Source organism: Ramlibacter sp. MAHUQ-53 (assembly GCF_052600055.1).
In genome coordinates this window covers 109,773-128,488 of record NZ_JBQWTS010000001.1, presented here as the reverse complement: position 1 = coordinate 128,488, position 18,716 = coordinate 109,773, and the positions used below count along the sequence as shown (strand labels likewise).

At 67.0% G+C, this 18,716-nt stretch carries 17 protein-coding genes; 10 read left to right on the top strand and 7 right to left on the bottom strand.

Going from position 1 to position 18,716, the window contains the following annotated elements:
• Positions 1 to 74 precede the first annotated feature (74 nt).
• The 4 genes from bfr to ppsR form a co-directional block, all read right to left on the bottom strand.
• Positions 75 to 551: a bacterioferritin gene (gene bfr, locus ACT80S_RS00590; RefSeq protein ID WP_377411406.1), complete on the bottom strand. Its 477-nt coding sequence runs from the start codon at positions 549 to 551 to the stop codon at positions 75 to 77.
• A 91-nt stretch (positions 552 to 642) separates the two neighbouring features.
• Positions 643 to 2,199 carry an alkyl hydroperoxide reductase subunit F gene (ahpF, locus tag ACT80S_RS00585; RefSeq protein ID WP_377411403.1) on the bottom strand — a complete coding sequence of 519 codons (1,557 nt, stop codon included), beginning with the start codon at positions 2,197 to 2,199 and terminating at the stop codon, positions 643 to 645.
• Positions 2,200 to 2,354: 155 nt separating this feature from the next.
• Entirely contained in the window at positions 2,355 to 2,918 is a 564-nt protein-coding gene (ahpC, locus tag ACT80S_RS00580; RefSeq protein ID WP_377411401.1) for an alkyl hydroperoxide reductase subunit C, read from the bottom strand.
• Between the two features lie 129 nt (positions 2,919 to 3,047).
• Entirely contained in the window at positions 3,048 to 3,869 is an 822-nt protein-coding gene (gene ppsR, locus ACT80S_RS00575) for a posphoenolpyruvate synthetase regulatory kinase/phosphorylase PpsR (protein WP_377411399.1), read from the bottom strand.
• Positions 3,870 to 4,047: 178 nt separating this feature from the next.
• Here ppsR and ppsA point away from each other — a divergent pair, with 178 nt between their 5' ends.
• The 7 genes from ppsA to dnaB all read left to right on the top strand — a co-directional run bounded on the left by ppsA (position 4,048) and on the right by dnaB (position 11,735).
• Positions 4,048 to 6,441, top strand: a complete 2,394-nt coding sequence (ppsA, locus tag ACT80S_RS00570; protein ID WP_377411397.1) for a phosphoenolpyruvate synthase — start codon at positions 4,048 to 4,050, stop codon at positions 6,439 to 6,441.
• A 2-nt stretch (positions 6,442 to 6,443) separates the two neighbouring features.
• Complete coding sequence (locus ACT80S_RS00565; RefSeq protein WP_377411395.1) at positions 6,444 to 8,513, top strand: VC_2705 family sodium/solute symporter; 2,070 nt, start codon at positions 6,444 to 6,446, stop codon at positions 8,511 to 8,513.
• A gap of 214 nt (positions 8,514 to 8,727) precedes the next feature.
• Positions 8,728 to 9,096, top strand: coding sequence for a 30S ribosomal protein S6 (gene rpsF / locus ACT80S_RS00560; protein ID WP_377411393.1), 369 nt, complete (start codon positions 8,728 to 8,730; stop codon positions 9,094 to 9,096).
• A 16-nt stretch (positions 9,097 to 9,112) separates the two neighbouring features.
• Positions 9,113 to 9,403 carry a primosomal replication protein N gene (gene priB, locus ACT80S_RS00555; RefSeq protein WP_377411391.1) on the top strand — a complete coding sequence of 97 codons (291 nt, stop codon included), beginning with the start codon at positions 9,113 to 9,115 and terminating at the stop codon, positions 9,401 to 9,403.
• An 18-nt stretch (positions 9,404 to 9,421) separates the two neighbouring features.
• Positions 9,422 to 9,703, top strand: coding sequence for a 30S ribosomal protein S18 (gene rpsR, locus ACT80S_RS00550; protein WP_048438842.1), 282 nt, complete (start codon positions 9,422 to 9,424; stop codon positions 9,701 to 9,703).
• Between the two features lie 12 nt (positions 9,704 to 9,715).
• On the top strand, positions 9,716 to 10,168 hold the full coding sequence (gene rplI, locus ACT80S_RS00545; RefSeq protein WP_377411389.1) for a 50S ribosomal protein L9: 453 nt from the start codon (positions 9,716 to 9,718) through the stop codon (positions 10,166 to 10,168).
• A gap of 157 nt (positions 10,169 to 10,325) precedes the next feature.
• Positions 10,326 to 11,735: a replicative DNA helicase gene (gene dnaB / locus ACT80S_RS00540; RefSeq protein WP_377411387.1), complete on the top strand. Its 1,410-nt coding sequence runs from the start codon at positions 10,326 to 10,328 to the stop codon at positions 11,733 to 11,735.
• A gap of 57 nt (positions 11,736 to 11,792) precedes the next feature.
• Here the strand turns inward: dnaB and ACT80S_RS00535 are convergent, their stop codons facing one another.
• From ACT80S_RS00535 to ACT80S_RS00525, 3 genes are all read right to left on the bottom strand, one after another.
• Positions 11,793 to 13,493: a PhoH family protein gene (locus ACT80S_RS00535; RefSeq protein WP_377411385.1), complete on the bottom strand. Its 1,701-nt coding sequence runs from the start codon at positions 13,491 to 13,493 to the stop codon at positions 11,793 to 11,795.
• Positions 13,494 to 13,674: 181 nt separating this feature from the next.
• Positions 13,675 to 14,151: a peroxiredoxin gene (locus ACT80S_RS00530; RefSeq protein ID WP_377411383.1), complete on the bottom strand. Its 477-nt coding sequence runs from the start codon at positions 14,149 to 14,151 to the stop codon at positions 13,675 to 13,677.
• Between the two features lie 111 nt (positions 14,152 to 14,262).
• Positions 14,263 to 14,640, bottom strand: a complete 378-nt coding sequence (locus tag ACT80S_RS00525; protein ID WP_377411381.1) for an Mth938-like domain-containing protein — start codon at positions 14,638 to 14,640, stop codon at positions 14,263 to 14,265.
• Between the two features lie 61 nt (positions 14,641 to 14,701).
• Between ACT80S_RS00525 and ACT80S_RS00520 the strand changes: the two genes are divergently transcribed.
• From ACT80S_RS00520 to thrC, 3 genes are read left to right on the top strand one after another with little or no spacing between them, the layout of a single operon-like run.
• On the top strand, positions 14,702 to 15,931 hold the full coding sequence (locus tag ACT80S_RS00520) for a pyridoxal phosphate-dependent aminotransferase (protein ID WP_377411379.1): 1,230 nt from the start codon (positions 14,702 to 14,704) through the stop codon (positions 15,929 to 15,931).
• Positions 15,932 to 15,991: 60 nt separating this feature from the next.
• Positions 15,992 to 17,302 (top strand): homoserine dehydrogenase, encoded by a 1,311-nt coding sequence (locus tag ACT80S_RS00515; RefSeq protein ID WP_377411377.1) that lies wholly within the window; start codon positions 15,992 to 15,994, stop codon positions 17,300 to 17,302.
• Positions 17,302 to 18,711 (top strand): threonine synthase, encoded by a 1,410-nt coding sequence (gene thrC, locus ACT80S_RS00510; protein ID WP_377411375.1) that lies wholly within the window; start codon positions 17,302 to 17,304, stop codon positions 18,709 to 18,711. The genes ACT80S_RS00515 and thrC overlap by 1 nt, the downstream gene beginning before the upstream one ends.
• The last annotated feature ends 5 nt before the right edge of the window (positions 18,712 to 18,716 follow it).

Sequence of the window (18,716 nt, the reverse complement as noted above, 5' to 3'; positions counted from 1 at the left end):
GGACGGAGTCCCGCGCGGACTTGGCTGGCCGAATTGGATTCAGCTCAGCAGTTTACATCAAATGCGAATCATTCTCAATGCGATTCGTCCATCTGGGACTGCAGGTAGTTCGGCAGGCCGACCTTGTTGATCAGGTCCAGCTGGGTTTCGAGGAAGTCGATGTGCTCCTCGGTGTCATCCAGGATGTCCTGGAGGATGTCGCGGGAGACGTAGTCACGGGCCGCCTCGCAGGCCGCGATGCCTTCCTTGATGGTGAGCTGGGCGGCGCGCTCCAGGCGAAGGTCGCAGTCGAGCAGCTCGGGCACGTCCTCGCCGATCAGGAGCTTGCCCAGGTCCTGCAGGTTGGGCAGGCCGTCGAGCATGAGGATGCGGGCCATGAGCTTGTCCGCATGCTTCATCTCGCCGATGGACTCCTGGTACTCCTTCTTGGCCAGCTTGCCGAAGCCCCAGTGCTGCAGGATGCGGTAGTGGAGGAAGTACTGGTTGGTGGCCGTGAGCTCGTTGCGCAGCTGGGCCTGCAGGTGGTGGATGATCTTCGGGTCGCCTTGCATCACGGAGCTCCAGAAAGCAGGAAGGGTGGGTGCTGGCATTGTGCGCGAAACACCTGCCAGCGCCCACCCCTCACGAGGCGTCCCTCCCCTGTTACGCCGCGACGGGAGTGCGGATCAGGTGGTCGAAGGCGCTGAGTGCGGCCTTCGCGCCCTCGCCGGCGGCGATGATGATCTGCTTGTACGGCACCGTGGTGGCGTCACCCGCGGCGAACACGCCGGGCATCGAGGTCTGGCCCTTGGCATCGACCACGATCTCGCCATGCTTCGACAGCTCCAGCGTGCCCTTGAGCCACTCGGTGTTCGGCACCAGGCCGATCTGCACGAACACGCCCTCCAGCGGCACGTGGTGGTCGGCGCCGGTGGCGCGGTCCTTGTACGACAGGCCGTTGACCTTCTGGCCGTCGCCGGTGATCTCGGTGGTCTGGGCGTTCATGACCACGGTCACGTTCGGCAGGCTGTGCAGCTTCTTCTGCAGCACGGCGTCGGCGCGCAGCTCGGTGGCGAACTCGATCAGGGTCACATGCTGCACCAGGCCGGCCAGGTCGATGGCCGCCTCGACGCCGGAGTTGCCGCCGCCGATCACTGCCACGCGCTTGCCCTTGAAGAGGGGGCCGTCGCAGTGCGGGCAGTAGGCCACGCCCTTGTTCTTGTATTCCTTTTCGCCGGGCACGTTGACGTTGCGCCAGCGCGCGCCGGTGGTGAGGATCACGGTCTTCGCCTTCAGGGTCGCGCCGCTTTCCAGCTGCACCTGAACCAGGTCGCCCGGGATCAGGGCCTTGGCGCGCTGCAGGTTCATGATGTCCACGTCGTAGTGGCGAACGTGCTCCTCCAGGGCCAGGGCGAACTTCGGGCCCTCGGTTTCCTTGATGGAGACGAAGTTCTCGATGCCCAGGGTGTCCAGCACCTGGCCGCCGAAGCGCTCGGAGGCCACGCCGGTGCGGATGCCCTTGCGCGCGGCATACACCGCAGCCGCGGCGCCGGCCGGGCCGCCGCCGATGATCAGCACGTCGAACGGGTCCTTGGCATCGATCTTGGCGGCCTCGCGCTGGGCGCCGCCCTTGTCGACCTTGGCCAGGATCTCTTCCAGCGTCATGCGGCCGTTGCCGAACATGGTGCCGTTCAGGAAGACGGTGGGCACGCCCATGATCTGGCGCTCGTTGATCTCGTCCTGGAACAGGCTGCCCTCGATCATGGTCGCCTTGATGCGCGGGTTCTGCACCGCCATCAGGTTCAGGGCCTGGACCACGTCCGGGCAGTTGTGGCAGGTCAGGGAGACGTAGACCTCGAAGTCCAGGTCGGTGTCCAGGGCGCGGATCTGGTCCAGCAGCGCCTGTTCCACCTTGGGCGGGTAGCCGCCCACCTGCAGCAGCGCCAGCACGAGGGAGGTGAATTCATGCCCCATCGGCAGGCCGGCGAAGCGCGGGCCGTGGTTCTCGCCGGGGCGGTTGACCGCGAACGAGGGCGTGCGGTGCGGGCCGCCCTGCAGGGTGTTCACGGTGATCAGTTTCGAGGACTCCGCGATGTCGTTCAGCAGGGCCTGCATGTCGACCGAGGCCTGCGAATCATCGAGCTGGGCGGTGATCTCCACCGGCTGCGTGATGCGTTCGAGGTAGGCGGCGAGTTGGGCTTTGAGAGCAGCGTCGAGCATGGGAGCCTCCGTGGGGATTCGTTGGATTTCGGAAAAGCAAAGGCCCGGGGCGGGGTGCACCCCGGGCCTCTTTCATCAGGCGGCGCAGGCCGGTGGGCCTGCGCGCCGAATGGAGTACAGGCCTGGGGCCTGCGTGCCGTGCGTGGATTGGCGGCTTAGATCTTGCCGACCAGGTCCAGCGAGGGCTTGAGGGTGGCGGCGCCTTCTTCCCACTTGGCGGGGCAGACTTCACCCGGGTGCGAGGCGACGTACTGGGCGGCCTTGACCTTGCGCAGCAGGTCGGCGGCGTTGCGGCCGATGCCTTCGGCGGTGATTTCCACGGCCTGGATCACGCCCTGGGGGTCGACGATGAAGGTGCCGCGGTCGGCCAGGCCCTCGGCTTCGCGCATGCACTCGAAGTTGCGGGTCAGGGTTCCGGTCGGGTCGCCGATCATGGTGTACTGGATCTTGCGGATGGTGTCCGAAGCGTCCTGCCAGGCCTTGTGCACGAAGTGCGTGTCGGTCGACACGGAGTAGATCTCCACGCCCAGCTTCTGGAATTCGGCGTACTTGTCAGCCACGTCGCCCAGCTCGGTGGGGCAGACGAAGGTGAAGTCGGCGGGGTAGAAGAAGAACACCGACCACTTGCCCTTCACGGTTTCGTCGGAGACCTCGATGAACTTGCCTTGCTTGAGCGCGGCGTTCTTGAACGGCTTGATCTGGGTGTTGATGACGGACATCGTTGTTTCCTCTGGTTGGTTGCGGGTTAGTCGACGGGATGGATCTTAGGCCCGGGGAAGGGATGCATCAACTCAATTGAAGCAATCCTGTCGATTTATTTCATCTATTAACTGCCGCCTTGACCCGGCTCAATACTCCAGCCGCTCGGGCCGGACTTCCTGCAGGATGGTGGTGGCGATCTCCTCGATCGACTTGGTGGTGGTGGACAGCCACCGGATGCCGGCGCGCCGCATCATGGCCTCGGCCTCGGACACCTCCATGCGGCAGTTCTGCAGCGAGGCGTAGCGCGAGTCGGGCCGGCGCTCGTTGCGGATCTCGGACAGCCGTTCGGGCTGGATGGTCAGGCCGAAGATCTTCTTCTTGAACGGCACCAGGGCCGGCGGCAACTGGCGGCGCTCGAAGTCCTCGGGGATCAGGGGGTAGTTGGCGGCCTTCAGGCCGTACTGCATGGCCAGGTACAGGGAGGTGGGGGTCTTGCCGCTGCGGCTCACGCCGACGAGGATCACGTCGGCCGCCTCCAGGTCGCGGTTGCTCTGGCCGTCGTCGTGGGCCAGGCTGAAGTTGATGGCCTCGATCCGGTCGTGGTAGGCCTGGCTCTTGCTCACGTCCGAGAAACGGCCGACCCGGTGGTTGGACTTCATTCCCAGCTCGACTTCCAGCGGCCGCACGAAGGTGCCGAACATGTCCAGCAGCATCGCCTGGCAGCCTGCCTCGATCACCCGTAGCACCTCCATGTTCACCAGCGTGGTGAAGACGATGGGCCGGTTGCCCTCGACCTGGGCCGTGTGGTTGACCTGGCGGACGGCCTGGTGGGCCTTTTCCACCGTGTCCACGAACGGCAGGCGCACGTGGCGCGGCTTGAACTCGAACTGCGCCAGGATGGCGTTGCCAAAGGTTTCGGCCGTGATGCCGGTGCCGTCGGAGATGTAGAAAACGGTGCGTTGGGCCATGGAAAGTCGGCAGACGGGCTGCAATACGGCCGGGTTGGCCGCCTAGAATCGCCATTATCCGAATTCATGGCCCCATGACCCGCAGCCGCCCATTCGAACAAGCACAAAGCTGGCTGCCGCTTCAGGGGGCCGGGCCCGCCCGCCGGCCCGACAGGTTTTCAACTTCTGGAGCTTTCCCATGTCCACCCGGTTCGAGCCGACCGCCCTGGTCGTTCCCTTTGAAGACCTGAGAATGAGCGACGTCGAGGTCGTTGGCGGCAAGAACGCCAGCCTCGGCGAAATGATCTCGCAGCTGCCGCAGGGCGTGCGCGTGCCCACCGGCTTCGCCACCACCGCGCACGCCTTCCGCGAGTTCCTGGCCTTTGACGGGCTGGCCGCCCGCATCCAGGCCCGACTGGACGCCCTGGACACCGACGACGTGCGCGCCCTGGCCGCCGCCGGCGCGGAGATCCGCGGCTGGGTCGAAGCCCAGCCCTTCCCGGCCGACCTGGAGGCTGCCATCCGCGCCGCCTTCGACAAGCTCTCGGGCGGCAGCGCCAGCGCCAGCTTCGCGGTGCGCTCCTCCGCCACCGCCGAGGACCTGCCCGACGCCTCCTTCGCCGGCCAGCAGGAGACCTTCCTGAACGTGCAGGGCATCGAGCAGGTGCTGCACAAGATGAAGGAGGTCTTCGCCTCCCTCTACAACGACCGCGCCATCAGCTACCGCGTGCACAAGGGCTTCGCCCATGCCGACGTGGCCCTGTCCGCCGGCGTGCAGCGCATGGTGCGCTCCGACCTGGGCGCCGCCGGCGTGATGTTCACCATCGACACCGAGTCCGGCTTCGAGGACGTGGTCTTCATCACCGCCAGCTACGGCCTGGGCGAGACCGTGGTCCAGGGCGCCGTCAACCCCGACGAGTTCTACGTCCACAAGCCGATGCTGCAGGCCGGCAAGAAGGCCGTGATCCGCCGCAACCTCGGCTCCAAGCTGATCCAGATGGTCTTCGCCACCCCGGAGGAGAAGGCGGCCTCCGGCAAGCTGATCAAGACGGTCGACGTGCCGCTGGAGCAGCGCAACCGCTATTCCCTGTCCGACGCCGATGTCGAGCAGCTGGCCCGCTATGCCCAGGTCATCGAGAAGCACTACGGCCGACCGATGGACATCGAGTGGGGCAAGGACGGCCAGGACGGCCAGCTCTACATCCTGCAGGCCCGCCCCGAGACGGTGAAGAGCCAGGCCGCGGGCAAGGCGGAGCTTCGCTACAAGCTCAAGGGCAAGGGCAACGTGCTGTCCGAGGGTCGGGCCATCGGCCAGAAGATCGGCACCGGGCCGGTGCGCCTGGTGCACAACGTCTCCGAGATGGACAAGGTCCAGCCCGGCGACGTGCTGGTCGCCGACATGACCGACCCCAACTGGGAGCCGGTGATGAAGCGCGCCAGCGCCATCGTCACCAACCGCGGCGGGCGCACCTGCCACGCGGCCATCATTGCGCGCGAGCTGGGCATCCCGGCCGTGGTGGGCTGCGGCGACGCCATGGAGACCCTGAAGGACGGCACCCTGGTCACCGTCTCCTGCGCCGAGGGCGACACCGGCCGCATCTACGACGGCCTGCTCGAGACCGAGGTCACCGAGGTCAAGCGCGGCGCCATGCCCGAGATCTCCACCAAGATCATGATGAACGTGGGCAATCCGCAGCTGGCCTTCGACTTCGCGCAGCTGCCCAACCAGGGCGTGGGCCTGGCCCGCCTGGAATTCATCATCAACAACAACATCGGCGTCCACCCCAAGGCCATCCTGGACTACCCGAATGTCGATGCCGACCTGAAGAAGGCGGTCGAGTCCGTGGCCCGCGGCCATGCCTCGCCCCGCGCCTTCTACGTGGACAAGGTCGCCGAGGGCGTGGCCACCATCGCCGCGGCCTTCTGGCCCAAGCCCGTCATCGTGCGCCTGTCGGACTTCAAGTCCAACGAGTACCGCAAGCTGATCGGCGGCTCGCGTTACGAGCCCGAGGAGGAGAACCCCATGCTGGGCTTCCGCGGCGCGGCCCGCTACATCAGCGAGGACTTCGGCGAAGCGTTCGCCATGGAGTGCGAGGCGCTCAAGCGCGTGCGCGGCGAGATGGGCCTCACCAATGTGCAGGTCATGGTGCCGTTCGTTCGCACGGTGAGCCAGGCCGCGCGCGTCGTGGCCCTGCTGGCCAAGTTCGGCCTCAGGCGCGGCGAGGACGACCTCAAGCTGATCATGATGTGCGAAATCCCGAGCAACGCCATCCTGGCCGATGCCTTCCTCGAGCACTTCGACGGCTTCTCGATCGGCTCCAACGACCTGACGCAGCTGACCCTGGGCCTGGACCGCGACTCCGGCCTGGAGCTGCTGGCGCATGACTTCGACGAGCGCGACCCGGCCGTCAAGGCCATGCTGTCGCTGGCCATCGCGGCCTGCCGCAAGCAGGGCAAGTACGTCGGCATCTGCGGCCAGGGGCCCAGCGACCACCCCGACTTCGCCCAGTGGCTGGCGAAGGAGGGCATCTCCTCCATCTCGCTCAATCCGGACAGCGTCATCGAGACCTGGCAGGGGCTGGCCTCCGCTTGAGCATGAGCGCCGCGCCGGGCCGCCTGCACCGCAACATGGCCCTGTATGTGGCAGGGCTGGTGGCGGTACTGGCGGCGCTGCACGCGGCGGAGGAGGGCGGCCTGTCCCGGCGCTGGCTGGGGCCGGCCTTCCTCTTCGCGTCGGTGATGATGTACGCGGTGATCGGCATCTGGTGCCGCACCACCGACCCGCTCGAGTACTACGTCGCCGGCCGCCGCATCCCGGCCTTCTACAACGGCATGGCCACCGCGGCCGACTGGATGTCGGCCGCCTCCTTCATCAGCCTGGCCGGCGCCCTGTACCTGCAGGGCTTCTCGGGCGCGCCGGGCAGCGCCGGCGGGCTGGCCTACATCATGGGCTGGACCGGCGGCTTCTGCCTGCTGGCCCTGCTGGTCGCGCCCTACCTGCGCAGCCTGTCCCTCTACACCGTCCCCGACTACTTCCAGCTGCGCTACGGCGGCACCTGGCCCCGGCGCATCGCCGCCATCGCCACCGTGCTGTGCTCCTTCGTCTACGTGGTCGCGCAGATCTACGGCATCGGCCTGATCGCCTCGCGCCTGACCGGCGTGCAGTTCGAGATCGGCATCCTTCTGGGCCTGGGTGGCGTGCTGCTGTGCTCCTTCCTGGGCGGCATGCGTGCCATCACCTGGACCCAGGTTGCGCAGTACGTGGTGCTGCTGCTGGCCTTCCTCATCCCCGTCTCCTGGCTGGCCTACAAGCAGCTGGGCAGTCCTTTCGCGCCGGCGGTCTACGGCCAGCAGCTGGACAAGATCGCCATCCTGGAAAAGGAGCTGACCGACGCCCGCGCCGAGCGGCAGGTGCAGATGGCGTTCCAGCAGCGGGCCATCGAGTACAGCCTGAAGCTCCAGGACGTGGACCAGGCCCTGCGCGCGGAGCGCGAGCAGGCGCGCGGGCGGCTGCAGGCCCTGCGCGAGCAGGGTGCCGACGCGATGACGGTGGCCGCCGCCCATCGGGACCTGGCCGAGATCCCGCGCGACGCGGCGACCGCGCGCGAGCAGTGGCTGCGCACCGTCCAGGACAGCGAGGCGCGCTCGCAGCCGCTGGGTGGGCTGCCGCTGCACACCCAGCCCTTCGCCGGCGACCCGGCCGGCAGCCCGGAGGACCGGGCGGCCTTCCAGTCCTCCCGCCTCAACTTCCTGGCGCTGATGTTCTGCCTGATGGCGGGCACCCTGGGCCTGCCGCACCTGCTCACGCGCTTCTACACCACGTCCAGCGTCAGCCAGGCACGCTCCTCGGTGGGCTGGGCGCTGTTCTTCATCGGCCTGCTGTATGTCAGCGCGCCAGCCCTGGCGGCGCTCGTCAAGTACGAGGTGATGCAGGGCCTGACCGGCATCCGCTTCAGCGAGCTGCCCACCTGGATCGTCCAGTGGTCGCGGGTCGACCCGGCCCTGATCTCCGTGCGCGACATGAACGGCGACGGCCTGCTGCAGTTCAGCGAGCTGCGCCTGGGGGCCGACATCATCATGCTGGCCACGCCCGAGATCGGCGGGTTGCCCTACGTGGTCTCGGCCCTGGTGGCGGCGGGCGGCCTGGCCGCGGCCCTGTCCACCGCCGACGCGCTGCTGCTCACGATCAGCAGCGCCCTGGTCCGCGACCTGTACGTGCCCGACGTCTCCGGCAGCACCACGCCCGAGCAGCGGGTGATCCTGTCCAAGTTCGCGCTGCTGGCCGTGGCGGTGGTCGCCGCCACGGTGGCCATGTTCAAGCCCTCGGACATCCTGTCCCTGGTCACCGCCTCGTTCTCGCTGGCCGCCGCGGCCCTGGTGCCGGGGATGGTGCTGGGCATCTTCTGGCGCGGCGCCACCGGCCGGGGCGCCGCCTGGGGCATGCTCGCCGGCCTGGGGGTGACGGTGTTCTACATGCTGTCCAACGCCGCCTGGCTGCGGGGCCTGCTGCACCTGCACACGCCCCAATCCCTCTGGTGGAGCATCCAGCCGGTCTCCGGCGGGGTGTTCGGCGTGGCGGCCGGCGTGGCGGTGACGGTCGTGGCCAGCCTGGCCACCCGCGCCCGCCTGGCGCCGGCGACCCAGCCCGCTCCGGGAAACCCCTAGGGCGGTGGCCCGTTTCATCGACGATTTTGTAAGCTGCCGGCAAGAGGCGGCCGGGACCATGCTCCCCGACTGAGCAAGAGTCATTTCAGGATTGCCCCGGGCGTTCACGCGCCCGGGGTTCTTTTTTGCCCGGCTGCAAGCCTGCTACAATCTCGCGCTTTGCCTTGCCACACCGGCTCGCAACCGGGTGGCTTTCATCCACAAGGAGAAATCCATGCGACATTACGAGATCGTCTTGCTGATCCACCCGGATCAGAGCGAACAGGTTCCGGCCATGCTGGAGCGCTACAAGGGCATGATCACCGCCGGCGGCGGCAAGATCCACCGCGTTGAAGACTGGGGCCGCCGTCAACTGGCGTACCAGATCAACAAGCTGGCCAAGGCCCACTACCTGTGCGTGAACATCGAGGCCGACCAGGCCGTGATGAACGAGCTCGAGCATGCCTTCCGCTTCAACGACGCCGTCCTGCGCCACCTGACCGTGGTCAAGAAGAAGGCCGAGACCGGTGCGTCTTCCATGATGAAGACCGTCGAGCGCGAAGAGGCCCGCAAGGCCCAGCAGGCGGAGTTCCAGCAACAGTAAGGCGCCCGCTGCGCGCGTGACCAACCAGGTTGTCCTGAGCGCCTGCATCGCCGAGGCTTCGGCCCTGCGATACACCCCGGCCGGGCTGCCCGCCCTGGACCTTCGGCTCGAGCACGAGTCCGAGATGTCCGAGGCAGGCGGCAGGCGGCAGGTGAAGGCGGCCCTCAGGGCCGTGGCCTTCGGCCCGCTGGCCGAGACCCTGGCCAGGCAACCGGTGGGAAGTCCCTGGCGATTCGCCGGCTTCCTGGCCAACCCGCGCAACGGCAAGCACCCTGTGCTGCACATCCAAGAGTTTCAGCAAGATTAATTTTTCGAGAGGTCCCTCATGGCCACGTTCAAGAAATTCAACAAGGACAAGCGTCCGAAGCGCAACACCCAGTCGCTGCTGTTCAAGCGCAAGCGCTTCTGCCGCTTCACCGTCGCCGGCGTCGAGGAAATCGACTACAAGGACGTCGACACCCTGCGCGACTTCATCGCCGAGAACGGCAAGATCATCCCCGCGCGCCTGACCGGCACGCGCGCCATCTACCAGCGTCAGCTGAACACCGCCATCAAGCGCGCCCGCTTCCTGGCCCTGGTGCCGTACAGCGACCAGCACCGCATCTAAGGAGCCAAGAACATGGAAATCATCCTGCTCGAGAAGGTCATCAACCTTGGCAACCTGGGCGACATCGTCAAGGTCAAGGACGGTTACGGCCGCAATTTCCTGATCCCCACCGGCCAAGCCAAGCGTGCGACCGCCGCCAACAAGGCCGAGTTCGAAGCCAAGCGCGCCGAACTGGAAAAGCAAGCCGCTGCCAAGCTGGCTGAAGCCCAGGCCCAGGGCGAGAAGCTGTCCGGTACCACCGTCAAGCTGACCCAGAAGGCCGGCGTGGACGGCCGCCTGTTCGGCTCCGTGACCAACTTCGACATCGCCGAAGAGCTGAAGAAGTCCGGCTACGACGTGTCCAAGGCCCAGGTCCGCATGCCCAACGGCCCGATCAAGATGGTCGGCGACAGCAGCGTCTCCGTGTCCCTGCACACGGACGTGGTGGTCGACATCAACGTCACCGTCTACGGCGAAACCGCCTAAGCAGCCTGCGCTGCCCGAAAAGCCGCCCGCCCGGGCGGCTTTTTATTTGCCCACAGGAAAACCGGACTTGTTCCCGGGTTGGGCACGGTTTATCCACAGCCTTGTCCCGTGACCCGCGGGGCTCGTCGGCCTAACATGGCGGGTTCACGAGAACATCATGTCTGCAGTACTGACAACCCTCGAAGACGACTTCCCGCGTGACCGCGAAGTGGCCCAGCTGCGCGTGCCGCCGCACTCCATCGAGGCCGAGTCCAGCGTGCTCGGCGGCCTGTTGCTCGACAACGGCGCCTGGGACCGCATCGGCGACCTGCTCACCGAGGGCGACTTCTACCGCTACGAGCACCGCCTGGTCTTCAAGGCCATCGCCGACCTGATCAACGGCACCAAGCCGGCCGACGTGATCACGGTGTTCGAGGCGCTGCAGAGCCTGGGCAAGTCGGACGAGATCGGCGGCCTGGCCTACCTGAACTCGCTGGCGCAGTACGTGCCCAGCGCGGCCAACATCCGCCGCTACGCGGAAATCGTGCGCGAGCGCGCGATCCTGCGCAAGCTGGTCACCGCCTCCGACGAGATCGCCACCGCCGCCTTCAACCCGCAGGGCAAGCCGGTGGACCGCATCCTCGACGAGGCCGAGCAGAAGATCTTCCACATCGGCGAGGAGGGCACGCGCTCCAAGCAGGGCTTCCACGACCTGGGCTCGCTGGTGATCGACCTCATGGACCGGGTGCAGGAGATGGCCGACAACCCGGCCGACATCACCGGCATCCCCACCGGCTTCTACGACCTGGACCGCATGACCTCCGGCCTGCAGGCCGGTGACCTGATCATCCTGGCGGCGCGGCCCTCCATGGGCAAGACCTCGTTCGCGATCAACATCGCCGAGCACGTGGCCATCAACGAGGAGCTGCCGGTGGCGGTGTTCTCGATGGAAATGGGCGCTGCCCAGCTGGCCGTGCGTATCGTGGGTTCGATCGGCCGCATCGACCAGGGCCACCTGCGCACCGGCAAGCTGACCGACGATGAATGGCCGCGGCTGACCGAGGCCATCGAGAAGCTGCGTTCGGTGCAGCTGCACATCGACGAAACCCCGGGCCTGACGGTGAGCGAGCTGCGCGCCAACGCCCGCCGCCTGGCGCGCCAGTGCGGCGGCAAGCTGGGCCTGATCGTGATCGACTACCTGCAGCTGATGTCGGTGTCCGGCAGCAGCGCCGACGAGAACCGCGCCACCGCCGTGGGCGAGATCTCGCGCGGCCTGAAGATGCTGGCCAAGGAACTGGGCTGCCCGGTGATCGCGCTGTCGCAGCTGTCGCGGGGCGTGGAGTCGCGCACCGACAAGCGCCCGATGATGTCGGACCTGCGCGAATCCGGCGCCATCGAGCAGGACGCGGACGTGATCATGTTCATCTACCGCGACGACTACTACAACAAGGACTCCAAGGAGCCCGGCGTCGCCGAGATCATCATCAGCAAGCAGCGTAACGGCCCCACCGGCACGGCCAAGCTGGCGTTCATGAAGCAGCTGACGAAGTTCGAGTCGCTGGCCTCCGGCGCGTACGACGACTTCTGAGCGGCCAGAAAAAAGGGCCTGCGCGAGGCAGGCCCAATTCGTTGGGTGTGCCGCCCTTTACAGCACTTCCGACGCGAAATCCGCCAGGCGCGAACGCTCGCCGCGCGCCAGGGTGATGTGGCCGCTGTGCGGCCAGCCCTTGAACTTGTCGACCGCGAAGGTCAGGCCCGACGAGCCCTCGGTGAGGTAGGGCGTGTCGATCTGCGCCAGGTTGCCCATGCAGATGATCTTGGTGCCCGGGCCCGCGCGGGTGATCAGGGTCTTCATCTGCTTGGGCGTGAGGTTCTGCGCCTCGTCGATGATCAGGTACTTGTTCAGGAAGGTGCGGCCGCGCATGAAGTTCATGCTCTTGATCTTGATGCGGCTGCGGATCAACTCGTTGGTGGCTGCGCGGCCCCATTCGCCGGCGCTGGTCTCGGTCTTGGCCAGCACCTCGAGGTTGTCGTCCAGCGCGCCCATCCAGGGGCCCATCTTCTCTTCCTCGGTGCCGGGCAGGAAGCCGATGTCCTCGCCCACGCTCACCGTGGCGCGGGTCATGATGATCTCGGTGTAGCGGCGGTCGTCCAGCACCTGGGTCAGCCCGGCGGCCAGGGCCATCAGCGTCTTGCCGGTACCCGCGGTGCCGGTGAGGGTGACGAAGTCGACCTCGGGGTCCATCAGCAGGTTCATCGCGAAGTTCTGCTCGCGGTTGCGGGTGGTCACGCCCCAGACCGCGTTCTTCAGGTGGCCGTAGTCCTTGAGCGTGCGCAGCACCGCGGTCTTGCCGCGGATCTCGGTCACGCGGGCGTACAGGCTCGGCTCGCCCGGCGCCTCGAAGTACACGAACTGGTTGATCAGCAGGCTCGGCACGATCGGGCCGGTGATGCGGTAGTAGGTGTGCTGGCCGTTCTGCCAGCTCTCCACCGTCTTGCCGTGCTTGGCCCAGAAGTCCGGGGGCAGGGCGAGGCTGCCGGCGTACAGCAGGTCCAGGTCGTCGATGGTCTTGTCGTTGCGGTAGTCCTCGGTGGCCAGGCCCAGGGCCCGGGCCTTGACCCGCATGTTGATGTCCTTGGAGACCAGCACCACGTCGCGGCCGGGATGCTGCTCGCGCAGGGCCTGCACCACGCCCAGGATCTGGTTGTCCGCCTTGCCCTGGGGCAGGGTGCTGGGCAGGGGGTTGGCCAGCGCCTGGGTCTGGAAGAACAGGCATCCGCCGGCCTCCACGTGGCCGGAGGTGTCCAGCTTCAGGCCCTTGCCGATGTCGGCGCCCTGGGCGTCGGCGAGGGCGTCGAGCGAGCGGCTGGCCTGGCGGGCGTTGCGGGCGACCTCGGTCATGCCCTTCTTGTGGCCGTCGAGCTCCTCCAGCACGATCATCGGCAGGAAGATGTCGTGCTCCTCGAAGCGGAACAGGCACATCGGGTCGTGCATCAGCACGTTGGTGTCCAGCACGAACAGCTTGGTGGGGCCGGAGGCCTTCGGCTTGGTCTTGCGCGTACGAGCTTCCGGGGCGCTGGCCTCGGCGGGGGCGGCCTTGCGGCGGCCGGCGGGTTTGGCGGCCGGCGGCGCGGCGGGCGTCTCGAACAGCGCCATCACCTCGGACTCGCCGCCGCCGCTGCGCGGGTCCAGGTCCTCGATCTGGGCGCGCTCAGGCAACGGGCTGCCGGTGGGGGATGCCGCCTCCGATTTCCGGGCTGCCTTGTGCGGGGAACGGGCCGGGGCGTCAAACGCCTGCGGCGGCAGGAGGGCGGCACGCTTGGTGGGGGCGGGGGGCAGCGGCATACGACGAGGAATTCCCGGTTGGAAGTGGCGAAGAAAAACAAAAAAGCCGCCGGGCGAGCCGGGCGGCTTTGTCGGGGCTGGCGGTGTTGACGCAGGGCGTCAGGGACAACGGCATGAACCCATTATGCACGGGCCGATTGACACGACAACCGACAGGGTCGGTGCCTGTTGCGGCCCGGCGTCAGGCCGCCTTCTTCAGCAGCTTGACGGCCTTCAGGACCTCGTCCACGTGGCCCGGGACCTTCAGGCCGCGCCACTCCTGCTTGAGGATGCCGTCGGCGCCGATCAGGAAGGTGCTGCGCTCGATGCCCTTGACCTTCTTGCCGTACATGATCTTGTTCTTGACCACGCCGAACATGTGGCACATCTTTTCCTCGGTGTCGGCGATCAGCTCGAAGGGCAGTTCCAGCTTGGCCTTGAAGTCGTCATGGGACTTCATGTTGTCGCGGGAGACGCCGAAGACGGTGGCACCGGCCTTCACAAAGTCCTTGTACTTGTCGCGGAACTGCATGGCCTCGGTGGTGCAGCCCGGCGTGTTGTCCTTGGGGTAGAAGTACAGAACGAGCACCTGGCCCAGGTGGGTGGTGTTGGTCACCTTGATGCCGCCCGTGGCGTTCGCCTCGAATTCGGGGATGAGTTTGTTGACAACGATCGCCATGGATTTGTACTCGTGTGACAGTAATTTGGTCGTTGTTGCGCGGTGTGGGGCTGCGCTGAACCCGCGATTTTACCCGAAACGTTCAACCCGGCCGGCGGGTGTGTCGCGCCATCAGGCGGCCGGTTCCAGCAGCAGCGCCGCGGCGACGGTGCGGCCTTCCTGGGCCAGGATGTTGTAGGTGCGGCAGGCCGCCGCGGTGTCCATGGTCTCCAGGCCGATGCGCCGGGCGATCAGGGGGGCCAGCCAGGCGGGGCGGGGGAAGCGGATGCGGCTGCCGCTGCCGAAGATCACCACCTCCACGTCGAGCCTGGCGAGCGCCTCGAAATGGCTGGCGTCGAGTTGCTCGAATGTCCCGCCGGCCCAGGCGATGCGCTCGCCGCCGGAGCCCACGATGAGGCTGTGGTCGATGCGTTCGCCATTGATGGCGACCCACCCCGGGCCGTGGCCGGTGATGGTCTGGGCGGTGGAGCGGTCGGGTTGCAGCTTCATGGCACGTCAACTATGGTCAAATTATAGGTTTTCACCCGAGCGACGCTTTGCCGGAGGGGCCTTGAAGACCATCCAGAAATCCAACAAGCTGGCCAATGTGCTGTACGACATCCGTGGACCGATCATGGATGCCGCCCGCCGCATGGAGGACGAGGGCCACAAGATCATCAAGCTCAACATCGGCAACCTCGCCGTGTTCGGCTTCGATGCGCCCGAGGAGATCCAGCAGGACATGATCCGCAACCTGCCGAACTCGGCGGGCTACTCCGACAGCAAGGGCATCTTCTCCGCGCGCAAGGCGGTGATGCACCGCACCCAGGAGCAGGGCATCCAGGGCGTCACGCTCGACGACATCTACCTGGGCAACGGCGCCAGCGAGTTGATCCACATGGCGACCAACGCGCTGCTCAATGACGGCGACGAGCTGCTGCTGCCCGCGCCCGACTACCCGCTGTGGACTGCGGCCACCACGCTGTCCGGCGGCAAGCCGGTGCACTACCTGTGCGACGAGGCCAATGGCTGGATGCCTGACCTCGACGACATCCGCGCCAAGATCACGCCGCGCACCAAGGGCATCGTCGTCATCAACCCGAACAACCCCACCGGCGCGCTGTACTCGCCCGAGCTGCTGAAGCAGATCGTGGCGATCGCCCGTGAGCACGGCCTGGTGATCCTGGCCGACGAGGTCTACGACAAGGTGCTGTACGACGGGGTGGTCCACACCGCCATCGGCAGCCTGTCGACCGACGTGGTCACGCTGACCTTCAACTCGCTCTCCAAGAGCTACCGCTCTTGCGGCTACCGTGCCGGCTGGCTGGTGATCTCGGGAGACAAGAAGGCCGCGGCCGACTACATCGAGGGCCTGAACATGCTCTCGAACATGCGCCTGTGCGCCAACGTGCCGGGCCAGTACGCGATCCAGACCGCGCTGGGCGGCTACCAGAGCATCGATGACCTGGTCAAGGAAGGCGGGCGCCTGCGCCGCCAGCGTGACCTGGCCTACGAGCTGATCACCGCCATTCCCGGCGTGACCTGCGTCAAGCCGCAGGCGGCCCTGTACATGTTCCCGCGCCTGGACCCGGCGGTCTACCCGATCAAGGACGACCGCCAGTTCTTCCTGGAGCTGCTGCAGGAGACCCGCGTGATGCTGGTGCAAGGTACCGGCTTCAACTGGCCCAGCCCCGACCATTTCCGCATCGTGTTCCTGCCCCATGAGGACGACCTGCGCGAGGCGATCAGCCGCATCGCGAAGTTCCTGGCGCAGTACCGCCGCCGCATGGGCACCGACTGAGCCCGCAGCGAGCGCGCCCCATTTCCCTTCCACCGTCCAGAGACAGATAAGAGCTTCGTGATGAAACCCATTCAAGTCGGCCTGCTTGGCATCGGCACCGTCGGCAGCGGCGTGTTCAACGTCCTCCAGCGCAACCAGACGGAGATCATGCGCCGCGCCGGCCGCGGTATCGAGATCGCCATGGTGGCGGACCTCGACACCGCCCGTGCCCAGGCCGTGGTGGGCGACGCCGCCCGCGTGGTGAATGACGCCCGCGCCGTCATCGCCAATCCGGACATCGACATCGTCGTCGAGCTCATTGGTGGCTACGGCATCGCCCGCCAGCTGGTGATGGAGGCCATCGAGGCCGGCAAGCACGTGGTCACCGCCAACAAGGCGCTGCTGGCCGTGCACGGCACCGAGATCTTCGCCGCCGCGCACCGCCGCGGCGTGATGGTGGCCTTCGAGGCTGCGGTGGCCGGCGGCATCCCGATCATCAAGGCGCTGCGCGAGGGCCTGACCGCCAACCGCATCCAGTGGCTGGCCGGCATCATCAACGGCACCACCAACTTCATCCTGTCCGAGATGCGAGACAAGGGCCTCGACTTCGACGTGGTCCTGAAGGAGGCCCAGCGCCTGGGCTACGCCGAGGCCGACCCGACCTTCGACATCGAGGGCGTGGACGCCGCGCACAAGGCGACCATCCTGTCGGCCATCGCCTTCGGCATCCCGGTGCAGTTCGACAAGGCCTATGTCGAGGGCATCACCAAGCTCGCCGCGCAGGACATCCGCTACGCCGAGCAACTGGGCTACCGCATCAAGCTCCTGGGCATCACCAAGCGCACGGACAAGGGCATCGAGCTGCGCGTCCACCCGAGCCTGGTGCCCACCAAGCGCCTGCTGGCCAACGTGGAAGGCGCGATGAACGCGGTGGTGGTGCAGGGCGACGCCGTCGGCACCACGCTGTACTACGGCAAGGGCGCGGGCAGCGAGCCCACCGCCAGCGCCGTGATCGCCGACCTGGTCGACATCACCCGCCTGCACACCTCCGACCCGGCCCACCGCGTGCCGCACCTGGCCTTCCAGCCGGACCAGATGACCGACCTGCCGGTGCTGCCGATGTCCGAGGTCGTCACCAGCTACTACCTGCGCCTGCGCGTGGCCGACGAGCCGGGCGTGCTGGCCCAGGTCACCAGCCTGCTGGCCGGCGCCGGCATCTCCATCGACGCGGTGCTCCAGCGTGAGGCCGGCGAGGGCGAGAAGCAGACCGACCTGATCATCCTCACGCACAACACCCGCGAGGGCACCATGAACGACGTGCTCGCCAAGCTGCAGGGCCTGCCGTCGGTGCTGTCGCCCGTCACCCGCATCCGCAAGGAAGAACTCGCCTGATGCTGTACCTGTCGACCCGCGGCCACCCGGACCGCAAGCATTTCTGCGAGATCCTCCTCGAGGGCCTGGCCCCCGATGGCGGCCTCTACCTGCCCGAGCGCTATCCCCAGGTCGATGGTGCCACGCTCGCGCGCTGGCGCGGCCTGGCCTATGCGGACCTCGCGTTCGAGATCCTCTCGCTGTACATCGACGACATCCCCGCCGAGGACCTGCGCGCCATCTGCCGCAAGACCTACACCGAGGAAGTCTTCGGCACGCGCGAGATCGTGCCCCTGAAGAAGCTCGAGGACGGCCTGTACCTCGAGGCCCTGTCCAACGGCCCCACGCTGGCCTTCAAGGACATGGCCATGCAGCTGCTGGGCAACCTGTTCGAGTACGAGCTGGGCCGCCGCGGCGAGCAGCTGAACATCCTGGGCGCCACCTCCGGCGACACCGGCAGCGCCGCCGAGTACGCCATGCGGGGCAAGCAGGGCGTGCGCGTGTTCATGACGTCGCCGCATGGCCGCATGAGCCCCTTCCAGCAGGCCCAGATGTTCAGCCTGCAGGACGCCAACATCCACAACCTCGCCGTCGAGGGCGTGTTCGACGACTGCCAGGACATCGTCAAGGCCGTCTCCAACGACCTCGAGTTCAAGCGCAAGTGGCGCATCGGCACGGTGAACTCCATCAACTGGGCCCGCCTCGTGGCCCAGGTGGTGTATTACTTCGCCGGCTACTTCCAGGCCACGACGTCCAACGACCAGAAGGTCAGCTTCACCGTGCCCTCGGGCAATTTCGGCAACATCTGCGCCGGCCACGTGGCCCGCATGATGGGCCTGCCGGTTGCCAAACTGGTCGCCGCCACCAACGAGAACGACGTCCTCGACGAGTTCTTCCGCACCGGCACCTACCGCGTGCGTGGCAGCGCCGACACCTTCGAGACCTCCAGCCCCTCGATGGACATCTCCAAGGCCAGCAACTTCGAGCGCTTCGTGTTCGACCTGCTCGGTCGTGACGGCGCCAAGGTCAAGGGCCTGTTCGGCGACGCGCTGTCTTCGGCCGGCCGCTTCGACCTGCCGGCCGAGGTGAAGGCCGCGCGCGAGACCTACGGCTTCGCCAGCGGCAGGAGCACGCATGCGAACCGCCTCGCCACCATCCGCGACACCTTCGAGCGCTTCGGCGTGATGATCGACACCCACACTGCCGACGGCGTGAAGGTGGCGCGCGAGCAGATGGAGCCGGGCGTCCCGATGATCGTGCTGGAGACGGCGCTGCCGATCAAGTTCGCCGCCACCATCGTCGAGGCCCTGGGCCGCGAGCCGGACCGCCCGGCCAAGTTCGCCGGCATCGAGGACCTGCCCAAGCGGGTCACCGTGCTGCCGGCCGACGTGGACCGCGTCAAGCAGTACATCACCACGCATTGCCAGTAAGGGCA

Bases quoted from the DNA above. Each gene is read 5' to 3' on its own strand.
- bfr (WP_377411406.1), bottom strand. From the start codon at position 551: ATGCAAGGCGACCCGAAGATCATCCACCACCTGCAGGCCCAGCTGCGC.
- ahpF (WP_377411403.1), bottom strand. From the start codon at position 2,199: ATGCTCGACGCTGCTCTCAAAGCCCAACTCGCCGCCTACCTCGAACGC.
- ahpC (WP_377411401.1), bottom strand. From the start codon at position 2,918: ATGTCCGTCATCAACACCCAGATCAAGCCGTTCAAGAACGCCGCGCTC.
- ppsR (WP_377411399.1), bottom strand. From the start codon at position 3,869: ATGGCCCAACGCACCGTTTTCTACATCTCCGACGGCACCGGCATCACG.
- ppsA (WP_377411397.1), top strand. From the start codon at position 4,048: ATGTCCACCCGGTTCGAGCCGACCGCCCTGGTCGTTCCCTTTGAAGAC.
- ACT80S_RS00565 (WP_377411395.1), top strand. From the start codon at position 6,444: ATGAGCGCCGCGCCGGGCCGCCTGCACCGCAACATGGCCCTGTATGTG.
- rpsF (WP_377411393.1), top strand. From the start codon at position 8,728: ATGCGACATTACGAGATCGTCTTGCTGATCCACCCGGATCAGAGCGAA.
- rpsR (WP_048438842.1), top strand. From the start codon at position 9,422: ATGGCCACGTTCAAGAAATTCAACAAGGACAAGCGTCCGAAGCGCAAC.
- rplI (WP_377411389.1), top strand. From the start codon at position 9,716: ATGGAAATCATCCTGCTCGAGAAGGTCATCAACCTTGGCAACCTGGGC.
- dnaB (WP_377411387.1), top strand. From the start codon at position 10,326: ATGTCTGCAGTACTGACAACCCTCGAAGACGACTTCCCGCGTGACCGC.
- ACT80S_RS00535 (WP_377411385.1), bottom strand. From the start codon at position 13,493: ATGCCGCTGCCCCCCGCCCCCACCAAGCGTGCCGCCCTCCTGCCGCCG.
- ACT80S_RS00530 (WP_377411383.1), bottom strand. From the start codon at position 14,151: ATGGCGATCGTTGTCAACAAACTCATCCCCGAATTCGAGGCGAACGCC.
- ACT80S_RS00525 (WP_377411381.1), bottom strand. From the start codon at position 14,640: ATGAAGCTGCAACCCGACCGCTCCACCGCCCAGACCATCACCGGCCAC.
- ACT80S_RS00515 (WP_377411377.1), top strand. From the start codon at position 15,992: ATGAAACCCATTCAAGTCGGCCTGCTTGGCATCGGCACCGTCGGCAGC.
- thrC (WP_377411375.1), top strand. From the start codon at position 17,302: ATGCTGTACCTGTCGACCCGCGGCCACCCGGACCGCAAGCATTTCTGC.